The sequence below is a fragment of the Limobrevibacterium gyesilva genome, from assembly GCF_025989185.1.
Classification (GTDB): domain Bacteria; phylum Pseudomonadota; class Alphaproteobacteria; order Acetobacterales; family Acetobacteraceae; genus Limobrevibacterium; species Limobrevibacterium gyesilva.
On sequence record NZ_JAPDNT010000004.1, the window covers coordinates 235,613 to 261,320 of the forward strand.

Genomic DNA, 25,708 nt, shown 5'->3' on the forward strand with positions numbered 1-25,708 from the left:
TTTCCGCTCGCGTGGGCCGGTTCCGTGGCATCCGTCGCGATGACCTGTTCCACGCCCGCCAGCCGCTCCGCCTCGATCCGCAGCGTCTCGGCCAACCGGCCGGACGCCACCGCCACATGCACGACGTGGTCGCGGCCGAACACCGCACCCAGGCTCGCCGCATCCAACGGCGCCACGACCGGAAGCCGCTGCCCCCAGCCACCCAGAAAACGTGCCCGCTCGTCGGCACTGCCGTCGCGGGCCTGAACAACCAGCGCCGCCCGGCCGGTATCCAGCCACTCCCGCGCTTTCGCAAAGCCGCAAACAGCCTGCCCGGCGCGACGGGCCAGCCCAAGGGTATCGACGATCCGACGCGCCAGCGCTACCTGCAGGCCAGACGTGAGATCGGGGGGCACCGTTACCGGACCACGGGCCGCCTTGGCGAAGGCGCCCCTGGTACGGGCGGTTTCTATCACATCCCCCCGCGCGCTCAACCATATTCCCCGTCCGGGCAGCCTTGCGGCCAGGTCGGGAACGATCCGGCGATCCGGTCCCACCACGAACCGGATCATTTTGTCTTTGGCAAGCCGCTCGCGCGTCACCACGCAGCGACGCAGCGGACCCGTCTCCGGCGCGTCATCGGCGTCGTTCTGTTCGGCGATGGGGCCGGTGTCAGGCGTGGCCTTCCTCCTTGCCGGCCGCCGGCTGGCCGGGGGCGGGCTGGTCCGAAGCGGGGGCGTTCTCCTCCGAGAACCAGTGTGCGCGCGCGCCCATGATCACGTCGTTGGCGGTCGCCTCGTCCATGTTGGCCTCGCCGACGATCTCCACAAGCTCATCGCTGGCCAGGTCGGCCAGATCATCCAGCGTCTTCACGCCCTTTTCGCCCAGCGCCACCAGCATGGCCGGCGTCAGCGTCTCGATGGCGGCGACATCGTCGGTCACGCCCAGCGCCACGCGCCGCTCGTTCAGTTCGTTGTCGCGCTTGATCAAGTGCTGCTCGGCGCGGCGAATCAGCTCTTCGGCAACGGTCTCGTCAAAGCCCTCGATTTCAGCCAATTCTTCCAACGGCACGAACGCCAGCTCCTCGATCGTATTGAATCCCTCGGTCACCAGCAGGCCGGCGATCACATCGTCCACGTCCAACGCCTCGACGAACAGGCCGGTGCGGCGGCGGAATTCCTCCTGCCGGCGCTCGCTCTCCTCGGCCTCGGTCAGGATGTCGATGTCCCAGCGGGTCAGCTGGCTGGCCAGCCGCACGTTCTGGCCGCGGCGGCCGATGGCCAGCGACAGCTGGTCGTCCGGCACCACCACCTCGACGCGCCCAGCCTCCTCGTCCATCACCACCTTGGTCACCTCGGCCGGCGCCAGCGCGTTCACCACGAAGGTGGCGGCCTGGGGCGACCAGGGGATGATGTCGATCTTCTCGCCCTGCAGTTCCTGCACCACTGCCTGCACGCGCGAGCCGCGCATGCCCACACAGGCGCCGACCGGGTCGATCGAGGCGTCGCGGCTGATCACCGCCATCTTGGCGCGGCTGCCGGGGTCGCGGGCCACCGCCTTGATCTCGATGATGCCGTCATAGATCTCCGGCACTTCCTGGGCGAACAGCTTGGCCAGGAAGCCCGGATGCGTGCGCGACAGGAAGATCTGCGGGCCGCGCGGCTCCTCGCGCACGTCGTAGATATAGGCGCGCACCCGGTCGCCGTTGCGGAAGCTCTCGCGCGGGATCAGCTCGTCGCGGCGCAGCAGCGCCTCCGCCCGGCCGATCTCGACCATCAGGTTGCCGTACTCGGTGCGCTTGACCACCCCGTTGACGACCTCGCCGACGCGGTCCTTGAACTCGTCGTACTGCTTCCTGCGCTCGTATTCGCGCACGCGCTGCACGATCACCTGCTTGGCGGTCTGGGCGGCGATGCGGCCGAAATCGATCGGCGGCAGCGGGTCGACGATGTGCTCGCCCACATTGATCTCCGGCTTGAACTTCCGGGCGATGTGGACGGGGATCTGCGTCTCCTCGTTCTCGACGGTCTCGACCGCCTCGGTCCAGCGCGACAGGCGCACATCGCCGGTCTTGCGGTCGATGGTGGCGCGGATGTCCTTCTCGTGGCCGTATTTGGCGCGGCCGGCCTTCTGGATGGCCTGCTCCATCGCCTCGAGCACTTCTTCGCGATCGATGGATTTCTCGCGGGCCACGGCATCGGCCACCAGGAGCAGCTCGGGACGGGCGATGGCGGTATCCATGGGTGGACCTCTCAATTGGTCTTTTCAGGAGGCGTCGTGTCGGCGCTGTGCGTGGTTGCCGCGATCAGGGCATCGGTCAGCACCAGCTTGGCGCGGCGGATGTCCTGCCACGGCAGGGCGATTTCCGCGCCGTCGTCCAGGCGCATGCGGGCATGGGTCTCGTCCGCCCCCAGCACCACGCCGGAGACGCGCTTGCGGCCGTCGATGGGCAGGTTCAGCTCGGCGCGGGCCAGATGCCCGGCGAAGCGGTTCCAGTCCTTGCGGCGGGTCAGCGGCCGGTCGATCCCGGCGGAGCTGACCTCCAGGACCCACTGGCCGGGGATCGGGTCGGCCACGTCCAGCACCGCGCCCACCGCGTGGCTGATCCGCTCGCAGTCCTCGACGGCGATCAGGTTGCCGTCGGCCCGGTCCGCCATGATCTGCACGGTCGGCCGCTCGCGGCCCAGCACGGCGACGCGGACGAGCTCGTAGCCGAGATCGGCCAATGTCGGCGCGATCGCGTCGGCGACGCGGGCTTCCAGACCGGTATGATGCGGCAGGTCCTGATCCAAAACAAAAAAGGCGGCCCGCAAAGGCCACCCCCCATACGCGCGGAAGATGTTGTATGCGTGATAAGTAGCGCAGGGGGTGCGCGGTTGCAAGGGGCGCGGCGGCAATCGTTGCCGCGGCGCGACCTGCGAGGATAATGAGGCAGCATGAACGACAGCAACCCCGTGCAGCCACGCCCCGCCACGGCCCCCGACCTCTGCGTCGTCATTCCGGTCCTGAACGAGCGCGGCAATATCGGCCCGCTGATCGACCGGCTGCGCACGGTGCTCGACGGCATCGCCTGGGAAGTGATCTTCGTCGACGACGATTCCCGCGACGGCACCCGCGATGCCGTGGCCGCCATCGGCCGCGCCGACCCGCGCGTGCGCCTGCTGCACCGCATCGGTCGCCGCGGCCTGTCCTCGGCATTCATCGAAGGCGCGCAGGCCACCCTCGCCCCGTATATCGCGGCCATGGACGGCGACCTGCAACACGACGAGCGGGTGCTGCCCCGCATGTTCAGCGCCCTGCGCGACGACGGCATCGAGCTCGCCATCGGCAGCCGTTACGTCGAAGGCGGCGGCACCGGCGACTGGGATGCCAGGCGCGCCGGCATGTCCAGCCTGGCCACGCGGCTGTCGCAACTGGTGCTGCGCACCCCGGTGGCCGACCCGATGAGCGGCTTCTTCATGATCCGCCGCGACACGTTCGACCGCGCGGTGCGGCACCTGTCCGCCATGGGCTTCAAGATCCTGCTCGACATCGTGGCCTCGCTGCCCGAGCCGCCGCGCATCCGCGAGCTCCCCTACGAGTTCCGCTCCCGCGTCTCCGGCGAGAGCAAGCTCGATGCCGGCGTGCTGCGCGACTACCTGATGCTGATCCTGGACAAGCTGATCGGCCATATCGTGCCGGTGCGCTTCGTGCTGTTCGCCGGCGTCGGCGCGCTCGGCATCGCCGCGCATCTGGTGGTGCTGCGCCTGGGTCTGGAGCTGGGCCGCCTGCCGTTCCCGGATGCCCAGGCCCTGGCGACGGCCTGCGCCATCGTGGGCAATTTCACCCTCAACAACATCTTCACCTTCCGCGAGCGCCGGCTGCGCGGCTGGGGCCTCGTGCGCGGGCTGATCACCTTCTCGGCGATCTGCAGCGTCGGCGCCGCCGGCAATATCGGCGTGTCGTCGTTCCTGTTCGGCTCCGCCCATTCGTCGTGGTGGCTGGCGGGCATCGCCGGGGCGGTGATGAGCCTGGTCTGGAACTACGCGGTGTCGTCGGTGATCACCTGGCGGCGCGGATAGCGCGCGGCCCGTTCGGCACTCCCGGTCAGCGGCACGCGGTCCATGCCGGGGGCGATCCCGATGCCCACCAGCAGCAGGCCGGCGACGTAATAATACCGGTGCAGATACGGGTTGAACGAGATCACCACGAGATAAGCCAACCCGGCCGTGGCGACGATCCGGCCGGTGCCGATGCGGCCGGCCATCCAGGCCAGCGGCAGGAACGCGGCGGCGGCGAGGGCTTCGAGCAGGACCGCCGACCCCGCCGCGCCGAACCGATACAGGAAATTGGAGACCGCCACCTGATCGAGCGGATTGCCGTCAGGAGGCCGCCGGGCCAAGGCCAGCGCCGGGCCATCGATGAAGATGTGGTGCAGCGATGCCGGCGAGAGCAGCGCAACCGGCACGAGCTCGATCCCGAGGATGAGCGCCGCGGCAAGGCCTGCGCGCAGCCAATCCCGTGGCGCAGTGCCGGCAATGAGCGCCACCAGAATGATGATGATGGGAATGAGCGCGGTCTGACGCATCCCGGCGGCCGCGGCGAGCGCGGCAACGGCGCCGACCCAGCTTCCGCGCAACGCCAGAATCCCCGCGACGGTGATCGCCAGCCAATAGGGCCACACCTGGCCGGAATGCATCATCGGCAGGGCCATGGCCGAGAACATCACCGGATAGATGCCCGCCCGAAGCCCGTCATGGCCGCCGTTCCGCCGACAGGCGCGCTCGACGAAAGCAACCATGGCGGCGGCGCAAAGCAGGTTGACGATCCGCACATCGAGGCCGAGCAGGCGCGGCGGCGCGAACGCCAGCCACTGATAGGGCGGATAGAAGAACGGGTTCGCGGTGATGCTCTGGTAGCTGACCGCATATGGATTCCGGCCCGCAACGAACGCATCGATGGCAAAGGCGATGGCCGGAAGCATGTCGGCGCGCGCCGGATCGAGCGGCGTCACCAGGATCGAGGTGGCGAACAGCGCGAATCCACTTGCCACCACCACGGCGTATTGCCCGCCCGCCCCCCAGCGCCGGCGGGCCATCCAGCCCGCCGCACCCAATGCGGCGCCGGCGATGACGGCGCTACGCGACGGCAGGAAGAAGAACAGCGTGATGACGAGTTGGCAGGTGGCCAGCCAGGCTCCGGCACGGTCCAAGTGCGCTGGCGTGGCCCTGGGCCCGACGGCGTCGGACCACCTGAGCCATGACAGCAGGACCAGGCCGACCAGCCAGACGGTCGTTCCGGCCCGGAAGACCGCGCCCTGCCAGGCGGCCGGGTACTTGTATTCGAACCCGTACAGAAAACCGAGGGCGGCGATCAGGCCGTTGATCAGCAGCAACGAAACCAGCGCGTTCCTGTCAGATACGAAACGAGCGACAGGCGACATCGATCTGCGCGCTTCCGTGATCGCCGACACCAACCCCGCGCGTTTCCCCGCAAAACGCTCCCGGTTGGACCGACGGTTACGGTAGCGGCACGAAACCGCTGCGACAATAACAAAAAGTTGAAGTTAGCTCATGTCCCGGAGCGGATGAGTGCCCAGTACAGCGGTGCCCGCCCGGCCGCCAGCGCCTTGGCCTCGTAGCGCGTCGGCGGCCATCCGGCGGGGCGGGAAGTTGCCGGCGGCGGCATCATGAACAGCCTCTGCCCGGCCAGCACCTCCGTTACCCAGGCCTGATAGGTCGGATCGTCGCTGGCGATGCGCCACTCGCCGCCCGGCTTCAGCACCCGGGCCACCTCCGGCAACTGGCCGGGATGGACGAAACGGCGCTTGGCGTGACGCGCCTTCGGCCAGGGGTCGGGGAACAGCAGGAACAGCCGGTCGAGGCAGGCGTCCGGCAGCAGGCGCAGCAGCGCGCGGGCGTCGTCGTCCCACAGGCGCAGGTTGCCAGGCAGGGGGGCATCGGCCTCGCCGCCCTCGGGCACCAGGCGCGACAGCAGCGAGCAGATGCCGTTTTCGAACACTTCGCAGGCGATCAGGCCGGCATCGGGATTTGCCGCAGCCTGCGCCAGCGCGTGCTCGCCGCCGCCGAAGCCGACTTCCAGCCACAGCTGCGCGGGGCGGGGCGAGAAGGCCGACAATGGATCGCCGGCCCGCGTCGCGTCGAGGCGCAGGCGCGGCAGGGTTTCCGCGATCAGCTTGTGCTGCCGCGGCCGCAGCGGATGGCTTCGCTGGCGGCCGTACAGCCGGTCCGGCGGCGGCTTGAGCGGCCGCAGGCTGGCGTCGCTCAGCGGTTGAACGCCGCCTTCAGCGCCGGCACCAGGTCGGTTCTCTCCCAGGTGAAGGTGCCCTTCTCCTCGTCCGGCTCGCGGCCGAAATGGCCGTAGGCCGAGGTCACCGCATAGATCGGGCGGTTCAGGTGCAGATGCTCGCGAATGCCGCGCGGACGCAGGTTCATCAGCTCGCGCAACGTCTTCTCCAGCCTGCCCTCGTCCACCTCGTACGGGTTGCCGTGCAACTCGACATAGACCGACAGCGGGTCGGACACGCCGATCGCATAGCTGAGCTGCAGCGTGCAACGCTCGGCCAGGCCGGCGGCGACCACGTTCTTCGCGAGGTAGCGGCAGGCATAGGCGGCGGAGCGGTCCACCTTGGTGGGGTCCTTGCCGCTGAACGCGCCGCCGCCATGCGGGGCCGCGCCGCCATAGGTGTCGACGATGATCTTCCGCCCGGTGAGGCCGCAATCGCCGTCCGGCCCGCCGATGACGAACTTGCCGGTCGGGTTGATATAGATCTCGCTGTCCGGCGGCATCCAGCCCTTCGGCAGGCTGCTGCTGATCAGCGGCATCAGCTTCTGCTTGATCTGCGCCTGCTCCATGCCTTCGACATGCTGGGTGGACACCACCACCGAGGTGGCGCCGACCGGCTTGCCGTCGATATAGCGCAGCGTCACCTGGCTCTTGGCGTCCGGCAGCAGGCCGGCCACGCTGAGGTCGTTATTGCGGCGCAATTCGCTGATGCGGCGCAGGATCAGGTGGGCATAGTACAGCGGCGCCGGCATCAGCGACGGGGTCTCGGTGCAGGCATAGCCGAACATGATGCCCTGGTCGCCGGCGCCCTCGTCCTTGTTCCCCGCGGAATCCACGCCCTGGGCGATGTCCGAGGACTGGGCGTGCAGGTGCACCGCAATGTCGGCGTGCTTCCAGCTGAAGCCTTCCTGGTCATAGCCGATGTCGTGCACGGCCATCCGCGCCAGATGCGCGAGCTGGTCATGCGTCACCGTGTCGGGGCCGCGGGTCTCGCCGGCCAGCACGATGCGGTTGGTGGTCACCAGGGTCTCGCAGGCGACGCGCGCATAGGGGTCGGCGGCCAGGAACGCATCCAGCACCGTGTCGCTGATGCGGTCGGCCACCTTGTCGGGATGGCCCTCCGAGACCGACTCGGAGGTGAACAGGAATTCGCCCTTGTCGCGCATGATTCTTCCCGTACTGGCGGAGAGTGGCTGGGACCGTAAGGATGGCGCCCCCGGAAAAAGGGGCGGGGGGTGTGTGGCGGAAAGGTTTCCGGGGGTCAAGCCTTGTCCCGGCCGGGGGCGCACCCATGGGATGCCCGCCGGCGCGACTCAGCCGGCTGGCATGTCCTGAGGTCCGAGCAGCACCAGATCGACCGCCGCATGCTCGCCCCCGTCGCGCACGACCGCCATCAGCGCGGCTTCGAGAGCCGCCATGTCGAGCGGCGCGCCGGCGGGCTCGCCATGCCGGAGCACGTGGCCATGGCGGCCGGTGCTGCGTATGAACGCCAGGATCGGATCGGGCGAGAGGCCCATCCGGCGCATCCCCCAGGGCCAGAATTCGCAGATGATCAGATCCGCGGCGCCCAGGGTCCGGCCGCCGCCTGCGAAAATCGCCGGCTCGGCGCCCTGGGTGTCGATCTTCACGGCAAACCGGCCGGGCGGCGGCGGGTAATCGTCCAGCCGGACCGTCTGCACGACGATCTCGCCCTCCGGCGACAGCCGGTGGTCGCCGCTGTTGTAGCCGCTGCGCGTGAAGCGGAGCTGACCCGCCTCTCCGGCAACCGCCGCATTGATCAGCTCGACAGTGTCACCGGTCGCGCTCGCCGCAACGTTCGCGCGCAGCAGGCGGAAATTGCCGGGATCTGGCTCGAAGGCAACGCATCTCACCTGGCGGTGCCGCGACACGGATGCGGTGACGAGGCCGATATTGGCCCCGATGTCGTAGAAGGCGCCGCGCTCGCACGTCTCGAAGAACGCATCCAGCAGGCCGGCGATGTTCGGCGACCATGATCCGCGGCGCAGATAGGTCTTGATGACCGTCTGGTCATAGAGCGGCCCGAAAAACGAGCCGTTCTCGCCCCGCACCTCATAGCTGCGAACGCCCAGGGCGCGCGCCGACTGGTAGAATACTTCATACAGCAGCGGGAACGGCAGCTGCCTCACCAGAGAAACAGCATATTTCTGAAGAGCATGTCGCATTTGTTATTTGGCGCCGTCCTTGATTTCCTGCCGCCAGGCCGGCCAGCTCGCGCCGAATAGTAACGGCAATAATCAATGCCGAAAAATCACGACTTGTTTTGCGATTGCCGCCGAAAGCGCGCCTCAGCGCATGCCGAGCACGTCCATCATGCTGTAGAGCCCCGGCGGCCGGCCCTGGGTCCACAGCGCCGCCCGGATCGCGCCGGTCGCGAAGGCCCTCCGGTCGAAGGCGCGATGGCTCAGCGCGATATGCTCGGTGGCGGCGGCGAACAGCAGCGTGTGCTCGCCGACCACCTGCCCGCCGCGCAAGGCCGCGAAGCCGATGGCGCCGGTCTTGCGCGGGCCGGTGTGCCCGTCGCGGCCGCTTTCCGCCACATCCTCCAGCCGGACGCCGCGTCCCTTGGCCACCGCCCGGCCCATGCCGATGGCGGTGCCGGACGGCGCGTCCACCTTCTGGCGGTGGTGCATCTCGACGATCTCGGCATCGTACTGCTCGGCCGGCAGCGCGGCCGCCAGCTTTTCCGCCAGGGCCAGGACGAGGTTCACGCCGGGCGCGAAATTGGGCGCGTAGACCACCGGCACATGCCTCGCCGCCTCGGCCACCGCCGTCTCGTCGGCGGCCGACAAACCGGACGTGCCCAACACCCAGGCCGTTCCCGCGGCAGCGACGGCACGGGCATGGGGGATCGCCGTGCTGGCATGGGTGAAGTCCACCACCACGTCCGACCCGGCCGCCAGGGCGGCGATGTCGGGGAACAATGCCGCGCCTGCCACGCCACTCCCGGAGCGGTCGATGCCGCCGGCAAGGCGCGCCCCGGCAGCCGCCACCTCCTCGGTCAGCAGACGCCCCATGCGGCCGGCAATGCCGGCAATCCCGATGCCTTTGTCCATGGGCACGTTTCTCGGCTGCCCACCGGTTGCGCGCAAGAGCCTTCCCGCGCGATGCTCCCCGGCTACCAGAGGGGACAGGTCATGGACGCCATTACCGACGCGGAGGCCCTGCGCGTCCATTACGGCCCGGTCAGCACGCTCGCCGCGAACAAGGTCCTCACCCGGCTCGACGCGCATTGCCGCGCCTTCATCGGCCTGTCGCCCTTCCTGGTGCTGGCCACCGCCGACGGGCAGGGCGGCGCCGATGCCAGCCCGCGTGGCGATGCGCCCGGGTTCGTCGCCGTGCTGGACGACACCACGCTGCTGCTGCCCGACCGTCCCGGCAACAAGCGGGTGGACAGCTACCGCAACATCCTCGCCCATCCCGGCGTCGGCCTGATCTTCTTCGTGCCGGGCGTCGACGAGACCGTGCGCGTGAATGGCACCGCCCGCGTCGTCACCGGCGCCGAGCTGCTGGCGCAGGTGCCGGCCCAGGGCAAGATCCCCGCCACCGGCCTGCTGATCACCGTGCAGGAGGCGTTCTTCCACTGCGGCAAGGCGCTGATCCGCTCGAAGCTCTGGGACCCCGCCAGCCGCATCGAGCGCAAGAGCTTCCCGACGCTGGGCCGCATCATCGCCGACCAGACCCGGCTGATGAGCAGCGAGGACGCCGAAACCCGGATCGCCGACGGCTATCGCAACAACCTGTACTGATACCTACGGCCCTTGACGATGAGCCTTCCGTCGTCAAGGGCCGTAGGTATCGCGCGCCGATCCGCTTGCGGCACGCAAGCGCGTGCCTGTCGCGGGCTTGGTGGGCGGCGGCGCGCAAAATAACGACTCGTACCAGCGGTCATTCTTCATGGCCGCTGGTATGAGGGCGGAGGTCAGTCCCTGCCGTCCAGGAACGCCGCCAGCCGATCCCCGAACACGCGGTCGAACGTTGGGTCGTAGCCGCCCATGTGGCCCGTCGGCGCCGGCGGCCGGTCGATCAACAGCAGCGTGAGATGCGCGCGCCTGGCGGCCGCCCGGGCCGCGTCGGCGCGCAGGGCGGCGTCGGGATCGAACGGGTCGTCCGCCAGTTGCACGAACGCGAAGCGCATCGGGCCGGCCGCGGCATCGAGGCGGTCGCGGAAATCGGCGACGGCCTGGGCGCGGCGCTCCGGGCGGGTGCCGTGCGCAGCCGGCGAGATGGCGGCCACGGCGTCGACCAGTCCGGGGTGGGCCAGCGCCGACAGGCCGATGAAGGCGCCGCGGGAATGCCCGGCGACAATGAGGCGGTGATAGCCGGCGGCCCGCAACGCGGTCAGGCCGCGGGTGAGCGCCGCGGCGCCGGGGACCAGCGGGTCCTGGCCGGGCGTGCGGTCGAACCGCCAGATGTCATAGCCGCGGGCGGCCAGACGGCCGATCCACGCCGGCTCGGACGGCGGCGTCGGCTGCGCGCCGGTGTCGTAGCCGCCGTGCAGCCAGACCACGGCGCCGCGCGCGGCCTGCGGCCCGGTTTGCGTATAGGAAGGGGAGGGATGCAACGGCGGCGCCTCCGGCAACGCCGCCAGGGCGGGGGCCGCTAAGGCCAGAAACAGCAGGATCAGGCGAAGCATGCCGCCAGAAGCTGGGCGAAGGCGCGGGCGCGGTGGCTGGTCGCGTGCTTCTCCGCCGGATCGGTCTCGCCATAGGTCAGCGTGCCGCCGGCCGGCACGAACATCGGGTCGTAGCCGAAACCCTTTGTCCCGCGCGGCGGCCAGACCAGGCTGCCTTCGGCGCGACCGAGGAAGGTTTCGGTATGCCCGTCCGGCCAGGCGAGGCACAGCGCACAGGTGAACCAGGCGCGGCGGTCGGGATTGGCGCCGACCTCCCGGTTCACCCGGGCCATGGCGGCGGCGAAATCCTTGTCCGGCCCGGCCCAGCGCGCCGAGTAGATGCCGGGCGCGCCGCCCAGGGACGCCACGCAGAACCCGGAATCGTCGGACAGCGCGGGCAGGCCGGTGGCGGTTGCCGCCGCCACGGCCTTGAGGCGCGCATTGCCGACGAAATCGGGCGCCGTCTCCTCCGGCTCGGGCAGGCCCAGCGCCCCGGCAGAAACCACATCCACCCCGTGCGGCGCCAACAGCTCGGCGATCTCGCACAGCTTGCCGTTGTTGTGGCTGGCCAGCACCAGCCGCGCGCCGGGGGCGAGGCGGCGTGCCATCAGGCCGCTTCCACCGCCTGGCGCTGGATCTCGAACAGCTTCCGGGTGCCGAGCTTGGCGAGGACCATGAGCTCGTGGAACTGCGGCTCGGTGAACGGCGCCTTCTCGGCGGTGCCCTGGATTTCCACGATCCCGCCGCCGTCAGTCAGCACGAAATTGGCGTCGGCGTCGGCACTGCTGTCTTCGGCGTAATCGAGGTCGAGCACGGCCTGCCCGCCGACCAGGCCGCAAGACACCGCGGCCACCTGGCCGGTCAGCGGCAGGGTCTTCAGCACGTTCATGCGCATCAGGTGGCGCAGGGCGAGGTTCAGGGCCACCCAGGCGCCGGTGATGCCGGCGCAGCGGGTGCCGCCATCGGCATTGATGACGTCGCAGTCCAGCGTGATGGTCATCTCGCCCAGGGCGGCGCGATCAACCACGGCGCGCAGGCTGCGGCCGATCAGGCGCTGGATCTCCTGGGTGCGGCCGGACTGCTTGCCGCGGGCGGCCTCACGGTCGCCGCGGGTGTGGGTGGCGCGCGGCAGCATGCCGTATTCGGCGGTGACCCAGCCCTGGCCGGAATTGCGCAGGAACGGCGGCACGCGTGCCTCCACGCTGGCCGCGCACAGCACCTCGGTGCCGCCCATCCTGATCAGGCACGAGCCTTCCGCGTGGCGGGCGAAGCCCGGGATGATGGCGACGTCGCGCAGTGCGTCTGGCGCGCGACCGGATGGGCGCGGGGAGGCTGACATGGGGCAATACCGTCTGGTTCGTGGGCGCCCGCTATGGCGGTCCGCGCCGTCTCGCGCAAGAGTGGGGCGGCATGTGTGCGGGACGTTGGAGTGACGGCATGATCGGTCTTGGGATTATCGGCGCGGGCATCATGGGCGAGCGGCTGGTGCGCGCGGCGCTGGAGCAGGCGGCGGACAGCGTGCGGATCGTGGGGATCTGGGACCCCGCGCCGGCGGCCATGGCGCGGATGGCGCAGGAATTTCCCGCGATCGCCCGGGCGGCCTCGCCCGAGGCGCTGACCGCGGCGGCCGATTGCGTCTACGTGGCGTCCCCGCCCGCCTCGCATCTGGAGCATGCCGGGCGGACTGTGGCGGCGGGCAAGGCGCTGTTCTGCGAGAAGCCGCTGGCGGTCGATGTGGCCGCGGCGCGCGCCTTCGTTGCCGGTGCGGCGGGCAAGCGGGCCGCGGTGAACTTCCCCTTCGCCTCGTCCTTCGCGGTGCAGCGGCTGCGCGAATGGATCGACCAGGGGGTCATCGGCACACCGCGAAGCCTTGTCATCGAGGTGGCGTTCGCCGCGTGGCCGCGCTCCTGGCAGCGCGACGCCGCCGGCTGGCTGGACGGGCGGGCCCAGGGCGGGTTCACCCGCGAGGTCGTCTCCCATTTCCTGTTCCTGTCGCGCCGCGCGTTGGGGGCGCTGGCCCTGCACGCCCATACCGCCAGCTTCCCCGAGGCCGGGCGCAGCGAGCGGGCGATCACCGCCACGCTCTCGGCCGGCGGCCTGCCGGCGACGCTGACAGGCGGCGTCGGCACCACCGGGAAGGACGACCACAACACCTGGACGCTGACCGGCGACAAGGGCGCGATCCGGTTGCGCGACTGGTCCATCGCCGAGCGACTGGTCGACGGCGCCTGGCAGCCCGACCCGGAGGCGCTGCCGAACGAACGGATGCGACCGCTGGTGCTGAAGCGCCAGCTTGCCGGCGTGGCCGCGATGACCCGCGGCGAGCCGCACCATTTGGCCACGCTGGAGGAGGCGTTCGAGGTGCAGAGCGTGGTGGAGGCCATCCTCGCGCCATGACCGCGCCCTCGCCCCCGCCGATCGACCGGGCCGACGTGATCCTGGCGGTCAACCGGGCGTTGTGGGGCGAGGTGATGCCGGTCATGCGTGCGGTGCAGGTGGCGTGGACGGCGGGCCATCTCGAGCTGCATTTCTTCATCGACGGGGAGGTGCCCGACGAAGCCCGCGATTCCGCCCGCGTCGTGGCCGAAGAGATGGTGGCCGACTTTCCCTTCATGGTGGTGGCGGAGCGCTGCATCCGCCTCGACGCGCCGGCGCCGGTGCCGCACGCCCCCGGCTGGCACACCGTCTATGCTCGCAAGGAACGCTGAGTTATCGCGATGAGCTGATGTATAATATTAAATAGTGCGGCCGGATTGACCGGCCGCGGGAATGCCCTAACTGCCTTGAAAACTGTCATATCATTGTCAATGGACCAGCCGGCTTCTCCCCCCGCCGGCCGCCCCACCCTGGGCAGCCGGCCCCATCTCCTCCCGTCGGGGCTCGATGCGCGCTCGGCGGCGGTTCTGCGCGAAATCGTCGAGCAGTATGTCGAGACCGGCGAGCCGGTCGGCAGCCGCACGATCTCGCGCCGCCTGCCGATGAACCTGTCGCCCGCCACCATCCGCAACGTGATGGCGGACATGACCGATGCCGGGCTGCTGTTCGCACCCCACACCTCGGCCGGCCGGCTGCCGACCGAGCAGGGGCTGCGGCTGTTCGTGGACGGGCTGCTGCAGTTCGGCGAGCTGACCGAGGACGAGCGCGAGGCGATCAGCGCCAAGCTGGCCGCCTCCGGCCGCAGCATCGAGGAGACGCTGGCCGAGGCCTCCACCATGCTCTCGGGCCTTTCGGCCGCGGCCGGGCTGGTGCTGGCGCCCAAGTCCGAGGGCCCGCTGCGGCACATCGAATTCGTGCCGCTGGGGCCGGGCCGGGCGCTGGTGATCCTGGTGAACGCCGACGGCCATGTGGAGAACCGGGTGATCGAAACCCCGCCCGGGCTGCCGCCATCCGCGTTGCAGCAGGCCGGCAACTACCTCAATGCCAGGCTCGCCGGCCGCCCGCTGGACGAGCTGCGTCAGATTGTCGCCACTGAGATGGCCGCCGACCGCACCCAGCTCGATGCGCTGGCTTCGGCCGTGGTGGAGGCGGGGTTGGCCACCTGGAGCAGCGAGGGGCGCGGCGGCTCGCTGATCGTGCGCGGCCAGGCGCGGCTGCTGAGCGACGTGACCCAGATCGAGCGGCTGTCGGCCATCCAGCTGCTGTTCGAGCGGCTGGAAACGCACGAAACCATGATCCGCCTGCTGGACCTGGCCGAGCAGTCGGAAGGGGTTCGCATCTTCATCGGCGCCGAGAGCGGGCTGTTCGGCACCTCCGGCGTGTCCATGGTGGTGGCGCCGGCGCGCAATGCCACCAACCGCATCGTTGGCGCGATCGGCGTGATCGGCCCCACGCGCATCAATTACGGGCGGATCATCCCGGTGGTGGACTACACCGCGCGGGTCATCGGACGGCTGCTCGGCTGAACTGATCCGCCTTCGCCCCTCCCGGTGCCGAGATTGCCCCGAACCGCATTCCGGCCAGAGCGTGATCGCCACGGGTGGAATCACACGGAGGCGTGAATCACGCGACAAAACAAAAGCTTAGAGCATGATCGGTGCTTCTGTCTGCACCGATCATGCTCTAAGGTGCCGGCGCAAGCACCGACGAAAAGATGCTATGTGGTCCGGCCCGCTTGTCGCGACCGGGTCGTCCGCCTAACTGAGGCCGTCATGAACACACACCACAGCACCCAACAGCCCACCGACGCGGGCGCCGAAGCCGCGCCGGCGCCGACCGAAGCCCCGGCCACGCCCGGGTCCGCGGAGCAGTTGATGCAGGCCGCCAGCGCCCGCATCGCCGAACTGGAGGCCGAGGCCGCCGAAATGCGCGACCGCTGGCTGCGTGCCGAAGCGGAGACGCAGAACGTGCGCGCCCGCGCCAAGCGCGAGGTGGAGGAAACCCGGCAATACGCCGTGCAGAACTTCGCCCGCGACATCGTGGAGGCGGCCGAGAACCTCAAGCGCGGGCTTGAGAGCATCCCCGCCGCCGGCCCCGGCGAGAGCGAGATCGTCACCCGCCTGCGCGAAGGCTTCGCCGGCGTGGAGCGCAGCTTCCTCGCCATTCTGGAGCGCAACGGCGTCAAGCGCGACGACCCGACCGGCGCCATGTTCGACCCGAACCTGCACCAAGCCATGGCCGAGCAGGAGACCGCCGAGCATCCGCCCGGCACGGTGGTCCAGGCCTGGACCCAGGCCTGGACCCTGAACGGGCGGCTGCTGCGTCCGGCCATGGTGGTGGTGGCGAAGGCGCATGCCGCCGAGCTGCCCGGCTCCGCCACCCCGACCCTGAACACCACCGCCTGAACACTGCGCTGCACAAAAAATGCGCAACGGCGCTCTTGCCCCCGGGTGCCGTGCTGAATACATCGGGGGCGTGACATTCACGGGGATGGGGGCAGTGCCTCGGGCTGCCCCCGATCCGCTGCAAGGGAGAGTGACTACATGAGCAAGGTCATCGGCATCGACCTCGGCACCACCAATTCGTGCGTCGCGATCATGGAGGGCAAGGATGTCCGCGTGATCGAGAACAGCGAGGGCGCCCGCACGACGCCCAGCATCGTCGCCCTCAGCGACAGCGGCGAGCGTCTGGTGGGCCAGTCCGCCAAGCGCCAGGCGGTCACCAACCCGACCAACACGCTGTATGCGGTGAAGCGCCTGATCGGCCGCCGCTACGACGATCCGCTGGTCGCCAAGGACAAGGACATGGTGCCCTACCAGATCGTGCGCGGCGAGAACGGCGACGCCTGGGTGGAGGCCCGCAGCGAGCGCTATTCGCCGAGCCAGATCAGCGCCTTCGTGCTGGGCAAGATGAAGGAGACCGCCGAGGCCTATCTGGGCGAGCCGGTGACCCAGGCGGTGATCACGGTTCCCGCCTACTTTAACGACAGCCAGCGCCAGGCCACCAAGGACGCAGGCAAGATCGCCGGCCTCGAGGTGCTGCGCATCATCAACGAGCCGACCGCGGCCGCGCTGGCCTATGGCATGGACAAGAAGAAGGGCGGCACCATCGCGGTGTACGACCTGGGCGGCGGCACCTTCGACATCTCCGTGCTGGAAATCGGCGACGGCGTGTTCGAGGTGAAGTCGACCAACGGCGACACCTTCCTGGGTGGCGAGGACTTCGACCTGCGCGTCATCGACTATCTGGCCGACGAGTTCAAGCGCGAGCAGGGCATCGACCTGCGCCGCGACAAGCTGGCCTTGCAGCGCCTCAAGGAAGCCGCCGAGAAGGCGAAGATCGAGCTGTCCTCCTCCAAGGAGACCGAGATCAACCTGCCCTTCATCACCGCCGACGCCTCCGGGCCCAAGCACCTGGTGATGAAGCTGAGCCGCGCCAAGCTGGAGAGCCTGGTCGAGGACCTGATCACCCGCACGATGGAGCCGTGCCGCGCCGCGTTGAAGGACGCCGGCGTGCGCGCCAACGAGATCGATGAGGTGATCCTGGTGGGCGGCATGACCCGCATGCCCAAGGTCATCGAGGCGGTGAAGCAGTTCTTCGGCCGCGACCCCGCCCGCAACGTGAACCCCGACGAGGTGGTGGCGATCGGTGCCGCCGTGCAGGGCGCGGTGCTGAAGGGCGACGTCAAGGACGTGCTGCTGCTCGACGTGACCCCGCTGAGCCTGGGCATCGAGACGCTGGGCGGCGTGTTCACCCGGCTGATCGAGCGCAACACCACGATCCCGACCAAGAAGAGCCAGGTGTTCTCGACCGCCGACGACAGCCAGACCGCGGTGACCATCAAGGTGTTCCAGGGCGAGCGCGAGATGGCGTCGGACAACAAGCTGCTGGGCAATTTCGACCTGCAGGGCATTCCGCCCGCCCCGCGTGGCGTTCCGCAGATCGAGGTGACGTTCGATATCGACGCCAACGGCATCGTCTCGGTGCAGGCGAAGGACAAGGCCACCGGCAAGGAGCAGCAGATCCGCATCCAGGCCAGCGGCGGGCTGTCCGAGGCCGACATCCAGCGCATGGTGAAGGAAGCCGAGGCCAACGCCGAAGCCGACAAGCGCCGGCGCGAGCTGGTCGAGGCCCGCAACCAGACCGAGGCGATGGTCCATCAGGTCGACAAGAACCTGAAGGAGCACGGCGACAAGCTCCCGGCTGCCGACAAGGCCGAGGCCGAGGCCGCCATGGCGGCCGCACGCACGGCTCTGGAAGGCACCGACGCCGACGCGCTGAAGCAGGCCAGCGAGCGCCTGAGCCAGGCCGCCATGAAGATCGGCGAGACCTTGTACAAGGCGCAGCAGGCGGACGCGTCCGCGCCTCCGTCCGGCGACCAGCCGGGCGGGCAGGGCGGCGCCAAGCCGCATGACGACAACGTCGTCGATGCCGAGTTCGAGGAAATCGACGACAAGAAGAAGAAGTCGGCCTGACCATCGGGCCGATCGCATGACCCGTCGCGCCCGCGCTTCCTGGAAGCCGGGCGCGACCCTTTTCTGCGCCACGCATGTTGGCGTGCCGACGAAGCGGGCCTGACCGCCCGCCGCGGACCGCAAGAGGGCTGAGATGGCGAAACAGGACTATTACGCCACCCTGGGCGTCGCAAAGGACGCCGGCGCCGACGACCTGAAGAAGGCGTACCGCAAGCTGGCCATGCAGTACCACCCGGACCGCAATCCGGGCGATGCGAAGGCCGAGGCGCGGTTCAAGGACATCAACGAAGCCTACGACATCCTCAAGGACGAGCAGAAGCGCGCCGCCTATGACCGCTTCGGCCATGCCGCCTTCGAGAATGGCGGCACCGGCGCCCCGCACGGCTTCGGCGACGGCGCCGGCCTGGGCGACATCTTCGATCAGATGTTCGGCGAGTTCATGGGCGGCCGCGGCCGCGGGCGTGGCCCTCGCGCCGGCGCCGACATCCGCACCGGCGTCGAGATCGACCTGGCCGAGGCGTTCACCGGCACCAAGGTGCAGCTTCGCGTGCCCACGCGGGTGGCCTGCGAGGCCTGCGCCGGAACCGGATCGGAGACGAAGGACAAGGCCAGCGAGCCCTGCGGCACCTGCGGCGGCGCCGGCAAGGTGCGCGCGCAGCAGGGCTTCTTCCTGGTCGAGCGCACCTGCCCCACCTGCGGCGGCAGCGGGCGCGTGATCCGCAATCCCTGCCGCATCTGCGCCGGCGCCGGCACGGTGCAGCGCGAGCGCTCGCTGCAGGTGCAGATCCCGGCCGGCGTCGAGGACGGCACGCGCATCCGCCTCAGTGGCGAAGGCGAGGCCGGCGGGCCGGGCGCGCAGCCGGGCGACCTGTATGTGCACGTGTCGATCCGGCCGCACCCGATCTTCCAGCGCGACGGCGCCAACATCTTCTGCCGCGTGCCGCTGCGCATGACCCAGGCGGCCCTGGGCGGCGACGTGGAAGTGCCGGCGATCGACGGCAGCAAGGCGCGCGTGAAGATCCCGCCGGGCACCCAGACGGGCGACCAGTTCCGCCTGCGCGGCAAGGGCTTCTCGGTGCTGCGCAGCGCCCAGCGCGGCGACATGTACATCCAGGTGGCGGTGGAAACCCCGCAGCACCTCACGCGCCGCCAGCGCGAACTGCTGGAGGAGTTCGAGGCCGAGGCCAAGGGCAATGCCAAAGGCAGCCCGGAATCCGAGGGCTTCTTCGCGAAGGTGAAGGAGTTCTTCGAGAGCGGCAGCAGGTGAACGCCAGGGGCTTTGCCCGCGCCGCGCCCTGCCGTCAGCGCCCTGGCGGCTGCGGCGGGGCAGGGCGGGCGGCCAGCCGGGGCATTCCCTCGGCGATCGCCGCGAACCGGGCGCCCCGGTCGCTGTCGTAGATCTGGTAGCGGGGCAGGGCGAACGGGTCGCTCCCCGGCGCCGCCGCGCGCGATCCCAGCGCGAACGCGGCGACGTATCCGGCATGCGCTGCGGCACTTTCCAGTTCGGCATCGTGAATCCCGTACGGCCAGGCCAGGATGTCGGCCCTGGTGCCGAACCGCGCTTCGAGTTGCGCGCGCGACCCGGCCAGCTCCCGGGCCACGAAAGCCTGGAAATCCGCCGGCGCGCGGCGCGCGCGCTCGACCCGGAAATCGGGATGCGACAGCGTGTGCGGCTGCACGGCCACCAGTCCGGACTGCCTCATCTCGTCGATCTGCGCCCAGGTCAGGTAGGCGTGGCCGCTGGAGATGGCCGGCGGGTTGATGAACAGCGTCACCGCAATCCGGTCGCGGCGGATCAACGGAAACATCTCCGTGTAGACCGAGCGGAAGCCGTCATCGACGGTGATCGCCACCGCCGGTCCGTCGATCACAGGCCCGTCGCCGCGCAAGGCCGCGACCACGGCGGGCAACGGCACCACCCGATAATGCCGCGCCGCCAGCCAGGCCAGCTGCGCCTCCAGCACCGGCGTGGTCACGACGGTGGCGGACCGCGCGGCCTGCGGATCGAAGCGGTGATAGGCCAGCACGGGAATCGGACGCTGGGCGGCCGCCCGCGCGCATGGCAGATCCGCGGCCAGCACAGCGGTCGAGGCAATCACGGAAACGACAGTGCGGCGCAGCATTTCTGACCCTGGCTCGACCGGGCAGGCACGCTACCCCAGCCGCGCCCCCGTTCAAACCGCGGGGCAGGGGTGGCCGGCCGCGCCTGGATTCGGATACAAATCGAGCATGAGCGAAAACCCGAATCCGCACTGGTCGGCCCGCACGCTGGCCGCACAGGCGCTGGGCAGGATCGACGAAGCGACCAGGGCCGTCGTCCCGCCGATCCATGTCACCACCACCTTCATCCGCGATCCCGACAACCAGTATCGCACCGGCAACATCTACGGCCGCCCCGACAACGAGACGGTGCGCGAGGCCGAGGCGATGATCGCGGCGCTCGAAGGCGCTCCGGTCGCCATGGTGCTCGGCTCCGGCATGTCGGCGGCCACCGCGGTGTTCCTGGCGCTGGCGCCCGGCGACCACGCGATCGTGCCCAAGGTGATGTACTGGGCCCTGCGCAACTGGATCGTCACCGACGCCGTCCAATGGGGCCTGAAGATCGACGTCGTCGACACCAGCGACCTCGACGCGGTGCGCGCCGCCATCCGGCCGGGCGAGACGAAGCTGGTCTGGCTGGAAACGCCGGCCAACCCGCTCTGGACCATCACCGACATCCGCGCCGTGGCCGACATCGCCCACGCCGCCGGCGCCCGCGTCGCCGTCGATTCCACCTGCGCGACGCCGCTGCTGACGCGCCCGCTGGAGCACGGCGCGGACATCGTCATGCACGCCGCCACCAAATACCTGAACGGCCATTCCGACGTCATCGCCGGCGCCCTCGCGGCCGCCCGGGACGACGCGTTCTGGGTGCGCATCAAGCGGGTGCGCTCGATGCTTGGCCAGATCCTCGGCCCGCTGGAAGCCTACCTGCTGATCCGCGGCATGCGCACGGTGGACCTGCGCGTGCGCGCCGCCTGCGCCAATGCCATGGAACTGGCGCTGCGCCTGTCGAACCACGCCGCGGTGGCCGAGGTGCTGTATCCCGGCCTGCCCACGCATCCCGGCCACGACATCGCGCGGCGGCAGATGACCGGCGGCTTCGGCGGCATGCTGTCGATCCGCGTGCGCGGCGGCGAACAGGCCGCCATCGCCACCGCGGCGAAGGTGCAGCTGTGGAAGCGCGCGACCTCGCTGGGCGGGGTGGAGAGCCTGATCGAGCATCGCGGCTCGATCGAGGGCCCGGGCTCGCCATGCCCGATGGACCTGCTGCGGCTGTCGACGGGCATCGAAGACGTCGAGGATCTGTACGCCGATCTTGACCAGGCGCTCAGGCAGGCGTGACGGCGAGGGGCGTCACCCCTCTTGCCGCACATCCGCCACCGGCGCCCCGGTGATCCGCAGCAGCGTCTCCGCCTCGGTGGGAAACACGTGGCTCGGTGAGCCGGCGGCCGCCCAGATCGGGTGCAGCGCCAGCAGATCGCGGTCGAACAGCAGCAGCGGCGGCGTCAGGTGCCCGACCGGCGCCACGCCGCCGATGGCGAAGCCGGTGGCCTCGCGCACGAAGTCGGCGTCGGCGCGCTTGATGGGCACGCCCAGCGCGGCCGCGACCTTCTTCGCGTCCACCCGGTTGGCGCCGGAGGTGATCACCACCACGGCTTGGTTGCCGGAGCGGAAGACGATCGACTTGGCGATCTGCGCGACGGAGCAGCCGACCGCGGCCGCGGCGTCGGCGGCGGTGCGGGTGCCGTCGGGGAATTCGGTGATGGTGTCCGCGTGCCCGGCCGCCAGCAGGGCGGCGCGGACGCGGTCGGTGGAGGAGTTCGGGGTCATGCGGGCTCCGTGAACGTATCGGCCGCCACCAGCCACATTGCGGCAATCCTGGTCAACGCGGCGCGCGGTGGCAGCGCGGAACGCGTATATAAATAGAATTATGGACCATCCGCTGGCGCTGTATATCCACTGGCCGTTCTGCCTGGCCAAGTGCCCGTATTGCGACTTCAACAGCCATGTGCGCGAGCGCATCGACCAGGCGCGCTTCGGCCGCGCTTTGCGCACCGAGCTGGCCTGGGAGGCGGTGCGCCTCGGCCGCCGCCCGCTCGCCTCGATCTTCTTCGGCGGCGGCACGCCCAGCCTGATGGCGCCCGAAACCGTGGCCGAGCTGATCGCCGATGCCACCCACCTGTTCGCCCCGGCGCCCGACCTGGAAATCACCCTGGAAGCCAACCCGACCAGCGTGGAGGCGGGCAGGCTGGCCGCGTTCCGCGCCGCCGGGGTCAACCGCGTGTCGCTGGGCGTGCAGAGCCTGAACCCCGAGGACCTGCGGCTGCTGGGCCGCCAACATTCCACCGCGCAGGCGGTGGCGGCGCTGGAGCTGGCGCGCGGCCTGTTCCCGCGCATCTCGTTCGACCTGATCTACGCCCGCCCGGGCCAGACGCTGGCAGCCTGGCGGGCGGAGCTGCGGCAGGCGCTGGAACTGGCCGCCGACCACCTGTCGCTGTACCAGCTCACCATCGAGCCCGGCACCGGGTTCGAGGCGCTGCACCGGCGCGGCGAACTGGTGCTGCCCGACGACGACACCGCTGCCGCCCTGTATGACGCAACCGGCGAAGAAGCGGCGAAATTCGGTCTCGCGCCCTACGAAGTTTCCAACTACGCCCGCCCGGGCTCGGAAAGCCGCCACAACCTCGCCTACTGGCGCTATGCCGACTACGCCGGCATCGGCCCGGGGGCGCATGGCAGGATCAGCCTCGACGGCGCCCTGCTCGCCACCCGCCGCCACCGCGCGCCCGAGCCCTGGGCCGAACGGGTGGAACGCAGCGGCCATGGCAGCACCACGGAGGAGCCGGTGGCGCCGCCGGACCGTGCGCGGGAGATGCTGCTGATGGGCCTGCGGCTGACCGAGGGCATCGCCGAGGACCGCTTCGCCGCCCGCACCGGCATGGCGCTGGACGACGCCCTCGACGCCCAAACACTGGCCCGCGCGCTGGAGGAGGGCTACCTAGCGCGTGCCGGCGGGGTCCTGCGGGCGCTGCCGGAGGGGCGAAAGCGGCTCGACGCCCTGCTGGCGGAATTGGTTGCATAGGATAGACTATCGCAATGGTCGCCCGCATCGCCGCTGTCCTGGCTCTGCTTGCCTCCCCCGCTTTCGCCGAAGCGTTGCCGGTGTTCTCCGACACCGGACCGGACGCCGCTGCTTTCGGGGCAGCCGAAGGCTATCCGGCCGGCACCCGCGCCACGCTGAGCCAGCAGCGCCACATGGTCGGCGCCTATAGCCATTACGACCAGGTGCTGACCAGCCGCCCGGTGGCGCGCGCCGCCGCCGCCAGCCCGTTCGGCCGCGCCGAGAGCGAGCTGGCGCTGACCTACACCCATCTCGGCCAGCCCCATACGCTGGCCGACTACCTCGACCGGCACCCCACCACCGGCCTGCTGATCGAGCGCGACGGTACCATCCTGTACGAGCATTACCGCTACGCCCGCACCGATCGCGACCGGTTCACCTCACAATCCATGGCCAAGACCGTGCTGGCCATGCTGGTGGGCATCGCGGTCGCCGAAGGCAAGATCCGCTCGATCGACGACTCCGCCTCGATCTACGTGCCGGAGCTGGCGGGCACCCAGCTTGGCCGCACGCCGATTCGCGCCCTGCTGCACATGGCCAGCGGCATCGCCTTCACCGAGGTCTATAACGGCCGCGACGACATGGCCCGGCTCGCGCACGGCCTGTTCCGCCCCGGCAACGCCGGCGCCGCGACCGTGCTCAGCCAGTTCGACACGCGCGTGGCCGAGCCCGGCACCGTCTGGCACTACGCGGGGCTGAACAGCGAGCTGCTGGGCCTGGTCCTGACCAACGCCACGCGGATGCAGATCGCCGACTACCTCGCCACGCGCATCTGGCAACGCATCGGCACCGAGGCCGATGCCTCCTGGGTGGTGGACGCGACCGGGCAGGAAGTCGCGTATTGCTGCTTCAACGCCACGCTGCGCGACTGGGCCCGTTTCGGCATGCTGCTGGCGCAGGACGGAGCCTGGGGCGGGGCGCAGGTGATCCCGCGCCAATGGGTCCTCGACGCGACCACGGTGCCGGCCGACTCGTTCCTGGCCCCCGGCAAGACCGGCCGCACCCGCGGCTACGGCTACCAGGTCTGGATCCAGCCAGGGCCACGCCGACAATTCGCCCTGATCGGCGTGCACGGCCAGACCATCCTCATCGATCCCGCGGCCAGGCTGGTCCTGGTCCACACCGCCGTCCGCCCGAAAGCCGCCGGCGATCCGATGTCGGCCGAGCTGGTGTCGCTATGGAACGCCCTGGTGGCCCAGGAGGCCCCTTCGCCTTAGTGCGTGGACACTAAGATTTCCGGCGAAGCCGCTTCGCGTTCGCGCGTGCGCGTTTCAGGAAAGGTGCCAGCACCGCGGATTCCCGGCGCCCCGTCAGCAATGCGACACTCGCCGCCTGCGCGGCCGCCGCCTTCTCGATCACCATGCGCCGGTATTCGGCCGGCGTGCATTTGCCCCTGGCCATCAATGCACTGCGATGAACGATCGTCTCCCAGGACGCAGCCGTGAGCTGGGTCATCATTTTCGCAAGTGCAAACGGCTTGGTGCGGGTGCGTCGCTTCATGTCGTCGTAACTGAGGCGCTCCGGCCGGCTTGCGGGCAAGTAAAACCTGGTCGATTCACCGCTTCTGTCAGTCAAATCATGCCTTTTTCGCCGCCTCACCCCGCCGCGAGGGCCAGGGCGCGGGCGTAGACCTGTTTGCGCGGCAGGCCGGTGGCGGCGGTCACCACCGCGACGGCCTCTTTCAGGCTGTGGCCGTCCAGGGCCGTGCGCAGCCTGGTGTCGAGGTCGTCGGCGTCGGTTGCTTCCTCGGGCGCCGGGCCCATGGCGATCGTGATCTCCCCGCGCGCCGCCTGGGCCGCGTAATGGCCGGCGAGTTCGGCCAGCGTGCCGCGGCGGATCTCCTCGAACCGCTTGGTCAGCTCGCGGGCGACCGCCGCGGGACGATCGCCGAAGATCTGCGCCATGTCGGCGAGGGCTTCGGCCAGACGGTGCGGCGCCTCGTACCACAGCATGGTGGCAGACAGGCCGGCGCGCTCGGCGGCGCGCAGCCTAGCGAAGGCGGCCAGGCGCGCGGCTTGGCGGGGGGGCGGGAAGCCCAGGAACAGGAACGGCTGCGGCGGCAGGCCGGACAGGGTCAGCGCCAGCAGCGCGGCGTTGGCGCCGGGCACGCCACCGACCGGCAGCCCCTCGGCCAGGGCGGCCCGCACCAGGCGATAGCCGGGGTCGGAGACCAGCGGCGTGCCGGCGTCCGAGACAAGGGCGACGCGCTTTCCCTGGCGCAACATCGCCAGAACGGAGGCGATTCTTGTATCCTCGTTGTGCTCGTGCAATGCGGTCAGCCGCGTCGCGATGCCGTAGGCGGAAAACAGCCGCGCGGTCACCCGCGTGTCCTCGCACAGCACGAGGTCGGCGGCTTTCAGCGCGGCGACGGCGCGCGCTGTCATATCGCCGAGGTTGCCGATCGGTGTCGAAACCAGCACAAGACCATCGGGCGGCGCGGAAAGTCCCGGCGCCGTCTCGTCCGGAGGAAGGTCGCATGCTTCGTCGGTCATTCGTGCTCCTTGCTGCCACACTAGCATTGGCAGGCTGCGGCGGCGCCCCCTTCGGCGGCGGCCCCACCCGGTTGTCGCTGGGCGGCCAGCCTTCCACCGCTGTCCCGGCCGGGCGCGGTGTGGCGATCCTGGCGCCGTTGTCCGGCCCGAATGCCGAGCGCGGCCAGGCGCTGGTGCGCGCCGCCAAGCTCGCGTTGTCCGAGCCCGGCTCGCCCGCGCTCGACGTGCGCGACACCGGCGGCACCCCGGCCGGCGCCGCCGCTGCCGCGTCCGCCGCCATCGGCGCCGGCGCCGGCATGATCAT

At 70.1% G+C, this 25,708-nt stretch carries 25 protein-coding genes and 2 pseudogenes; 12 read left to right on the plus strand and 15 right to left on the minus strand.

Translation table 11 applies throughout. From position 1 onward, the window contains the following. Positions 1-20: 20 nt before the first annotated feature. From OL599_RS08960 to rimP, 3 genes and pseudogenes are all read right to left on the minus strand, one after another. Positions 21-641: pseudogene (locus OL599_RS08960) on the minus strand (RNA-binding protein); the annotation flags it as partial. A 10-nt stretch (positions 642-651) separates the two neighbouring features. Further along, entirely contained in the window at positions 652-2,220 is a 1,569-nt protein-coding gene (nusA, locus tag OL599_RS08965; RefSeq protein ID WP_264713355.1) for a transcription termination factor NusA, read from the minus strand. 11 nt (positions 2,221-2,231) lie between these two features. After that, entirely contained in the window at positions 2,232-2,771 is a 540-nt protein-coding gene (gene rimP / locus OL599_RS08970; protein WP_264713356.1) for a ribosome maturation factor RimP, read from the minus strand. Between the two features lie 144 nt (positions 2,772-2,915). On the opposite strand from rimP, the gene OL599_RS08975 reads away from it, so the two are divergent. Beyond that, a complete protein-coding gene (locus tag OL599_RS08975) occupies positions 2,916-4,040 on the plus strand; it encodes a glycosyltransferase (RefSeq protein ID WP_264713357.1) in 1,125 nt (374 codons plus the stop codon). Here the strand turns inward: OL599_RS08975 and OL599_RS08980 are convergent. From OL599_RS08980 to dapB, 5 genes are all read right to left on the minus strand, one after another. Then, positions 4,001-5,353, minus strand: a complete 1,353-nt coding sequence (locus OL599_RS08980) for a hypothetical protein (protein WP_264713358.1) — start codon at positions 5,351-5,353, stop codon at positions 4,001-4,003. The genes OL599_RS08975 and OL599_RS08980 overlap by 40 nt on opposite strands. Positions 5,354-5,529: 176 nt before the next feature. Continuing rightward, positions 5,530-6,246: a tRNA (guanine(46)-N(7))-methyltransferase TrmB gene (gene trmB / locus OL599_RS08985; RefSeq protein WP_264713387.1), complete on the minus strand. Its 717-nt coding sequence runs from the start codon at positions 6,244-6,246 to the stop codon at positions 5,530-5,532. Next, on the minus strand, positions 6,243-7,430 hold the full coding sequence (metK, locus tag OL599_RS08990; RefSeq protein WP_264713359.1) for a methionine adenosyltransferase: 1,188 nt from the start codon (positions 7,428-7,430) through the stop codon (positions 6,243-6,245). The genes trmB and metK overlap by 4 nt, the downstream gene beginning before the upstream one ends. A gap of 147 nt (positions 7,431-7,577) precedes the next feature. Further along, positions 7,578-8,411: an FkbM family methyltransferase gene (locus OL599_RS08995; RefSeq protein WP_264713361.1), complete on the minus strand. Its 834-nt coding sequence runs from the start codon at positions 8,409-8,411 to the stop codon at positions 7,578-7,580. Positions 8,412-8,570: 159 nt separating this feature from the next. Continuing rightward, positions 8,571-9,338 (minus strand): 4-hydroxy-tetrahydrodipicolinate reductase, encoded by a 768-nt coding sequence (gene dapB, locus OL599_RS09000; protein ID WP_264713362.1) that lies wholly within the window; start codon positions 9,336-9,338, stop codon positions 8,571-8,573. Positions 9,339-9,419: 81 nt separating this feature from the next. On the opposite strand from dapB, the gene OL599_RS09005 reads away from it, so the two are divergent. Continuing rightward, positions 9,420-10,031: a pyridoxamine 5'-phosphate oxidase family protein gene (locus OL599_RS09005; RefSeq protein ID WP_264713363.1), complete on the plus strand. Its 612-nt coding sequence runs from the start codon at positions 9,420-9,422 to the stop codon at positions 10,029-10,031. Positions 10,032-10,204: 173 nt separating this feature from the next. Here OL599_RS09005 and OL599_RS09010 read toward each other — a convergent pair whose 3' ends face one another. Genes OL599_RS09010 through rph form a run of 3 tightly spaced genes read right to left on the minus strand, consistent with a single transcriptional unit; the run spans position 10,205 to position 12,236 of the window. Next, positions 10,205-10,918 (minus strand): alpha/beta hydrolase, encoded by a 714-nt coding sequence (locus OL599_RS09010; protein ID WP_264713365.1) that lies wholly within the window; start codon positions 10,916-10,918, stop codon positions 10,205-10,207. After that, positions 10,906-11,505 carry a non-canonical purine NTP pyrophosphatase gene (locus OL599_RS09015; protein WP_264713366.1) on the minus strand — a complete coding sequence of 200 codons (600 nt, stop codon included), beginning with the start codon at positions 11,503-11,505 and terminating at the stop codon, positions 10,906-10,908. The genes OL599_RS09010 and OL599_RS09015 overlap by 13 nt, the downstream gene beginning before the upstream one ends. Further along, positions 11,505-12,236, minus strand: a complete 732-nt coding sequence (gene rph / locus OL599_RS09020) for a ribonuclease PH (RefSeq protein WP_264713367.1) — start codon at positions 12,234-12,236, stop codon at positions 11,505-11,507. The genes OL599_RS09015 and rph overlap by 1 nt, the downstream gene beginning before the upstream one ends. 98 nt (positions 12,237-12,334) lie before the next feature. On the opposite strand from rph, the gene OL599_RS09025 reads away from it, so the two are divergent. The 6 genes from OL599_RS09025 to dnaJ all read left to right on the plus strand — a co-directional run bounded on the left by OL599_RS09025 (position 12,335) and on the right by dnaJ (position 19,015). After that, positions 12,335-13,294 carry a Gfo/Idh/MocA family protein gene (locus tag OL599_RS09025; protein ID WP_264713368.1) on the plus strand — a complete coding sequence of 320 codons (960 nt, stop codon included), beginning with the start codon at positions 12,335-12,337 and terminating at the stop codon, positions 13,292-13,294. Continuing rightward, positions 13,291-13,605: a hypothetical protein gene (locus tag OL599_RS09030; RefSeq protein WP_264713369.1), complete on the plus strand. Its 315-nt coding sequence runs from the start codon at positions 13,291-13,293 to the stop codon at positions 13,603-13,605. The genes OL599_RS09025 and OL599_RS09030 overlap by 4 nt, the downstream gene beginning before the upstream one ends. 99 nt (positions 13,606-13,704) lie before the next feature. Then, positions 13,705-14,799 (plus strand): heat-inducible transcriptional repressor HrcA, encoded by a 1,095-nt coding sequence (gene hrcA, locus OL599_RS09035; protein ID WP_264713370.1) that lies wholly within the window; start codon positions 13,705-13,707, stop codon positions 14,797-14,799. Between the two features lie 246 nt (positions 14,800-15,045). Further along, positions 15,046-15,678 (plus strand): nucleotide exchange factor GrpE, encoded by a 633-nt coding sequence (locus tag OL599_RS09040; RefSeq protein ID WP_408886923.1) that lies wholly within the window; start codon positions 15,046-15,048, stop codon positions 15,676-15,678. A 138-nt stretch (positions 15,679-15,816) separates the two neighbouring features. Next, complete coding sequence (gene dnaK / locus OL599_RS09045; protein WP_264713371.1) at positions 15,817-17,748, plus strand: molecular chaperone DnaK; 1,932 nt, start codon at positions 15,817-15,819, stop codon at positions 17,746-17,748. A 133-nt stretch (positions 17,749-17,881) separates the two neighbouring features. Then, entirely contained in the window at positions 17,882-19,015 is a 1,134-nt protein-coding gene (gene dnaJ / locus OL599_RS09050; RefSeq protein ID WP_264713372.1) for a molecular chaperone DnaJ, read from the plus strand. Positions 19,016-19,049: 34 nt separating this feature from the next. On the opposite strand, the gene OL599_RS09055 is transcribed toward dnaJ, so the two are convergent. Continuing rightward, positions 19,050-19,847: a polysaccharide deacetylase family protein gene (locus OL599_RS09055; RefSeq protein ID WP_264713373.1), complete on the minus strand. Its 798-nt coding sequence runs from the start codon at positions 19,845-19,847 to the stop codon at positions 19,050-19,052. 130 nt (positions 19,848-19,977) lie between these two features. Here OL599_RS09055 and OL599_RS09060 point away from each other — a divergent pair, with 130 nt between their 5' ends. Further along, the gene (locus OL599_RS09060; protein ID WP_264713374.1) at positions 19,978-21,132 is read left to right on the plus strand and encodes a trans-sulfuration enzyme family protein; all 1,155 of its coding nucleotides are present in this window, start codon (positions 19,978-19,980) and stop codon (positions 21,130-21,132) included. A 12-nt stretch (positions 21,133-21,144) separates the two neighbouring features. Here the strand turns inward: OL599_RS09060 and OL599_RS09065 are convergent, their stop codons facing one another. Beyond that, positions 21,145-21,621 (minus strand): YbaK/EbsC family protein, encoded by a 477-nt coding sequence (locus OL599_RS09065; RefSeq protein ID WP_264713375.1) that lies wholly within the window; start codon positions 21,619-21,621, stop codon positions 21,145-21,147. Positions 21,622-21,721: 100 nt separating this feature from the next. Between OL599_RS09065 and hemW the strand changes: the two genes are divergently transcribed. After that, positions 21,722-22,873, plus strand: coding sequence for a radical SAM family heme chaperone HemW (hemW, locus tag OL599_RS09070; protein ID WP_264713376.1), 1,152 nt, complete (start codon positions 21,722-21,724; stop codon positions 22,871-22,873). Positions 22,874-22,887: 14 nt separating this feature from the next. Beyond that, entirely contained in the window at positions 22,888-24,129 is a 1,242-nt protein-coding gene (locus tag OL599_RS09075; protein ID WP_264713377.1) for a serine hydrolase domain-containing protein, read from the plus strand. A gap of 10 nt (positions 24,130-24,139) precedes the next feature. Here the strand turns inward: OL599_RS09075 and OL599_RS09080 are convergent, their stop codons facing one another. Continuing rightward, the gene (locus OL599_RS09080) at positions 24,140-24,367 is read right to left on the minus strand and encodes a hypothetical protein (RefSeq protein ID WP_264713378.1); all 228 of its coding nucleotides are present in this window, start codon (positions 24,365-24,367) and stop codon (positions 24,140-24,142) included. Positions 24,368-24,507: 140 nt separating this feature from the next. Further along, positions 24,508-25,404, minus strand: coding sequence for a 16S rRNA (cytidine(1402)-2'-O)-methyltransferase (gene rsmI, locus OL599_RS09085; protein WP_264713379.1), 897 nt, complete (start codon positions 25,402-25,404; stop codon positions 24,508-24,510). Positions 25,405-25,406: 2 nt separating this feature from the next. Between rsmI and OL599_RS09090 the strand changes: the two are divergent. Then, positions 25,407-25,708: pseudogene (locus OL599_RS09090) on the plus strand (penicillin-binding protein activator); the annotation flags it as partial.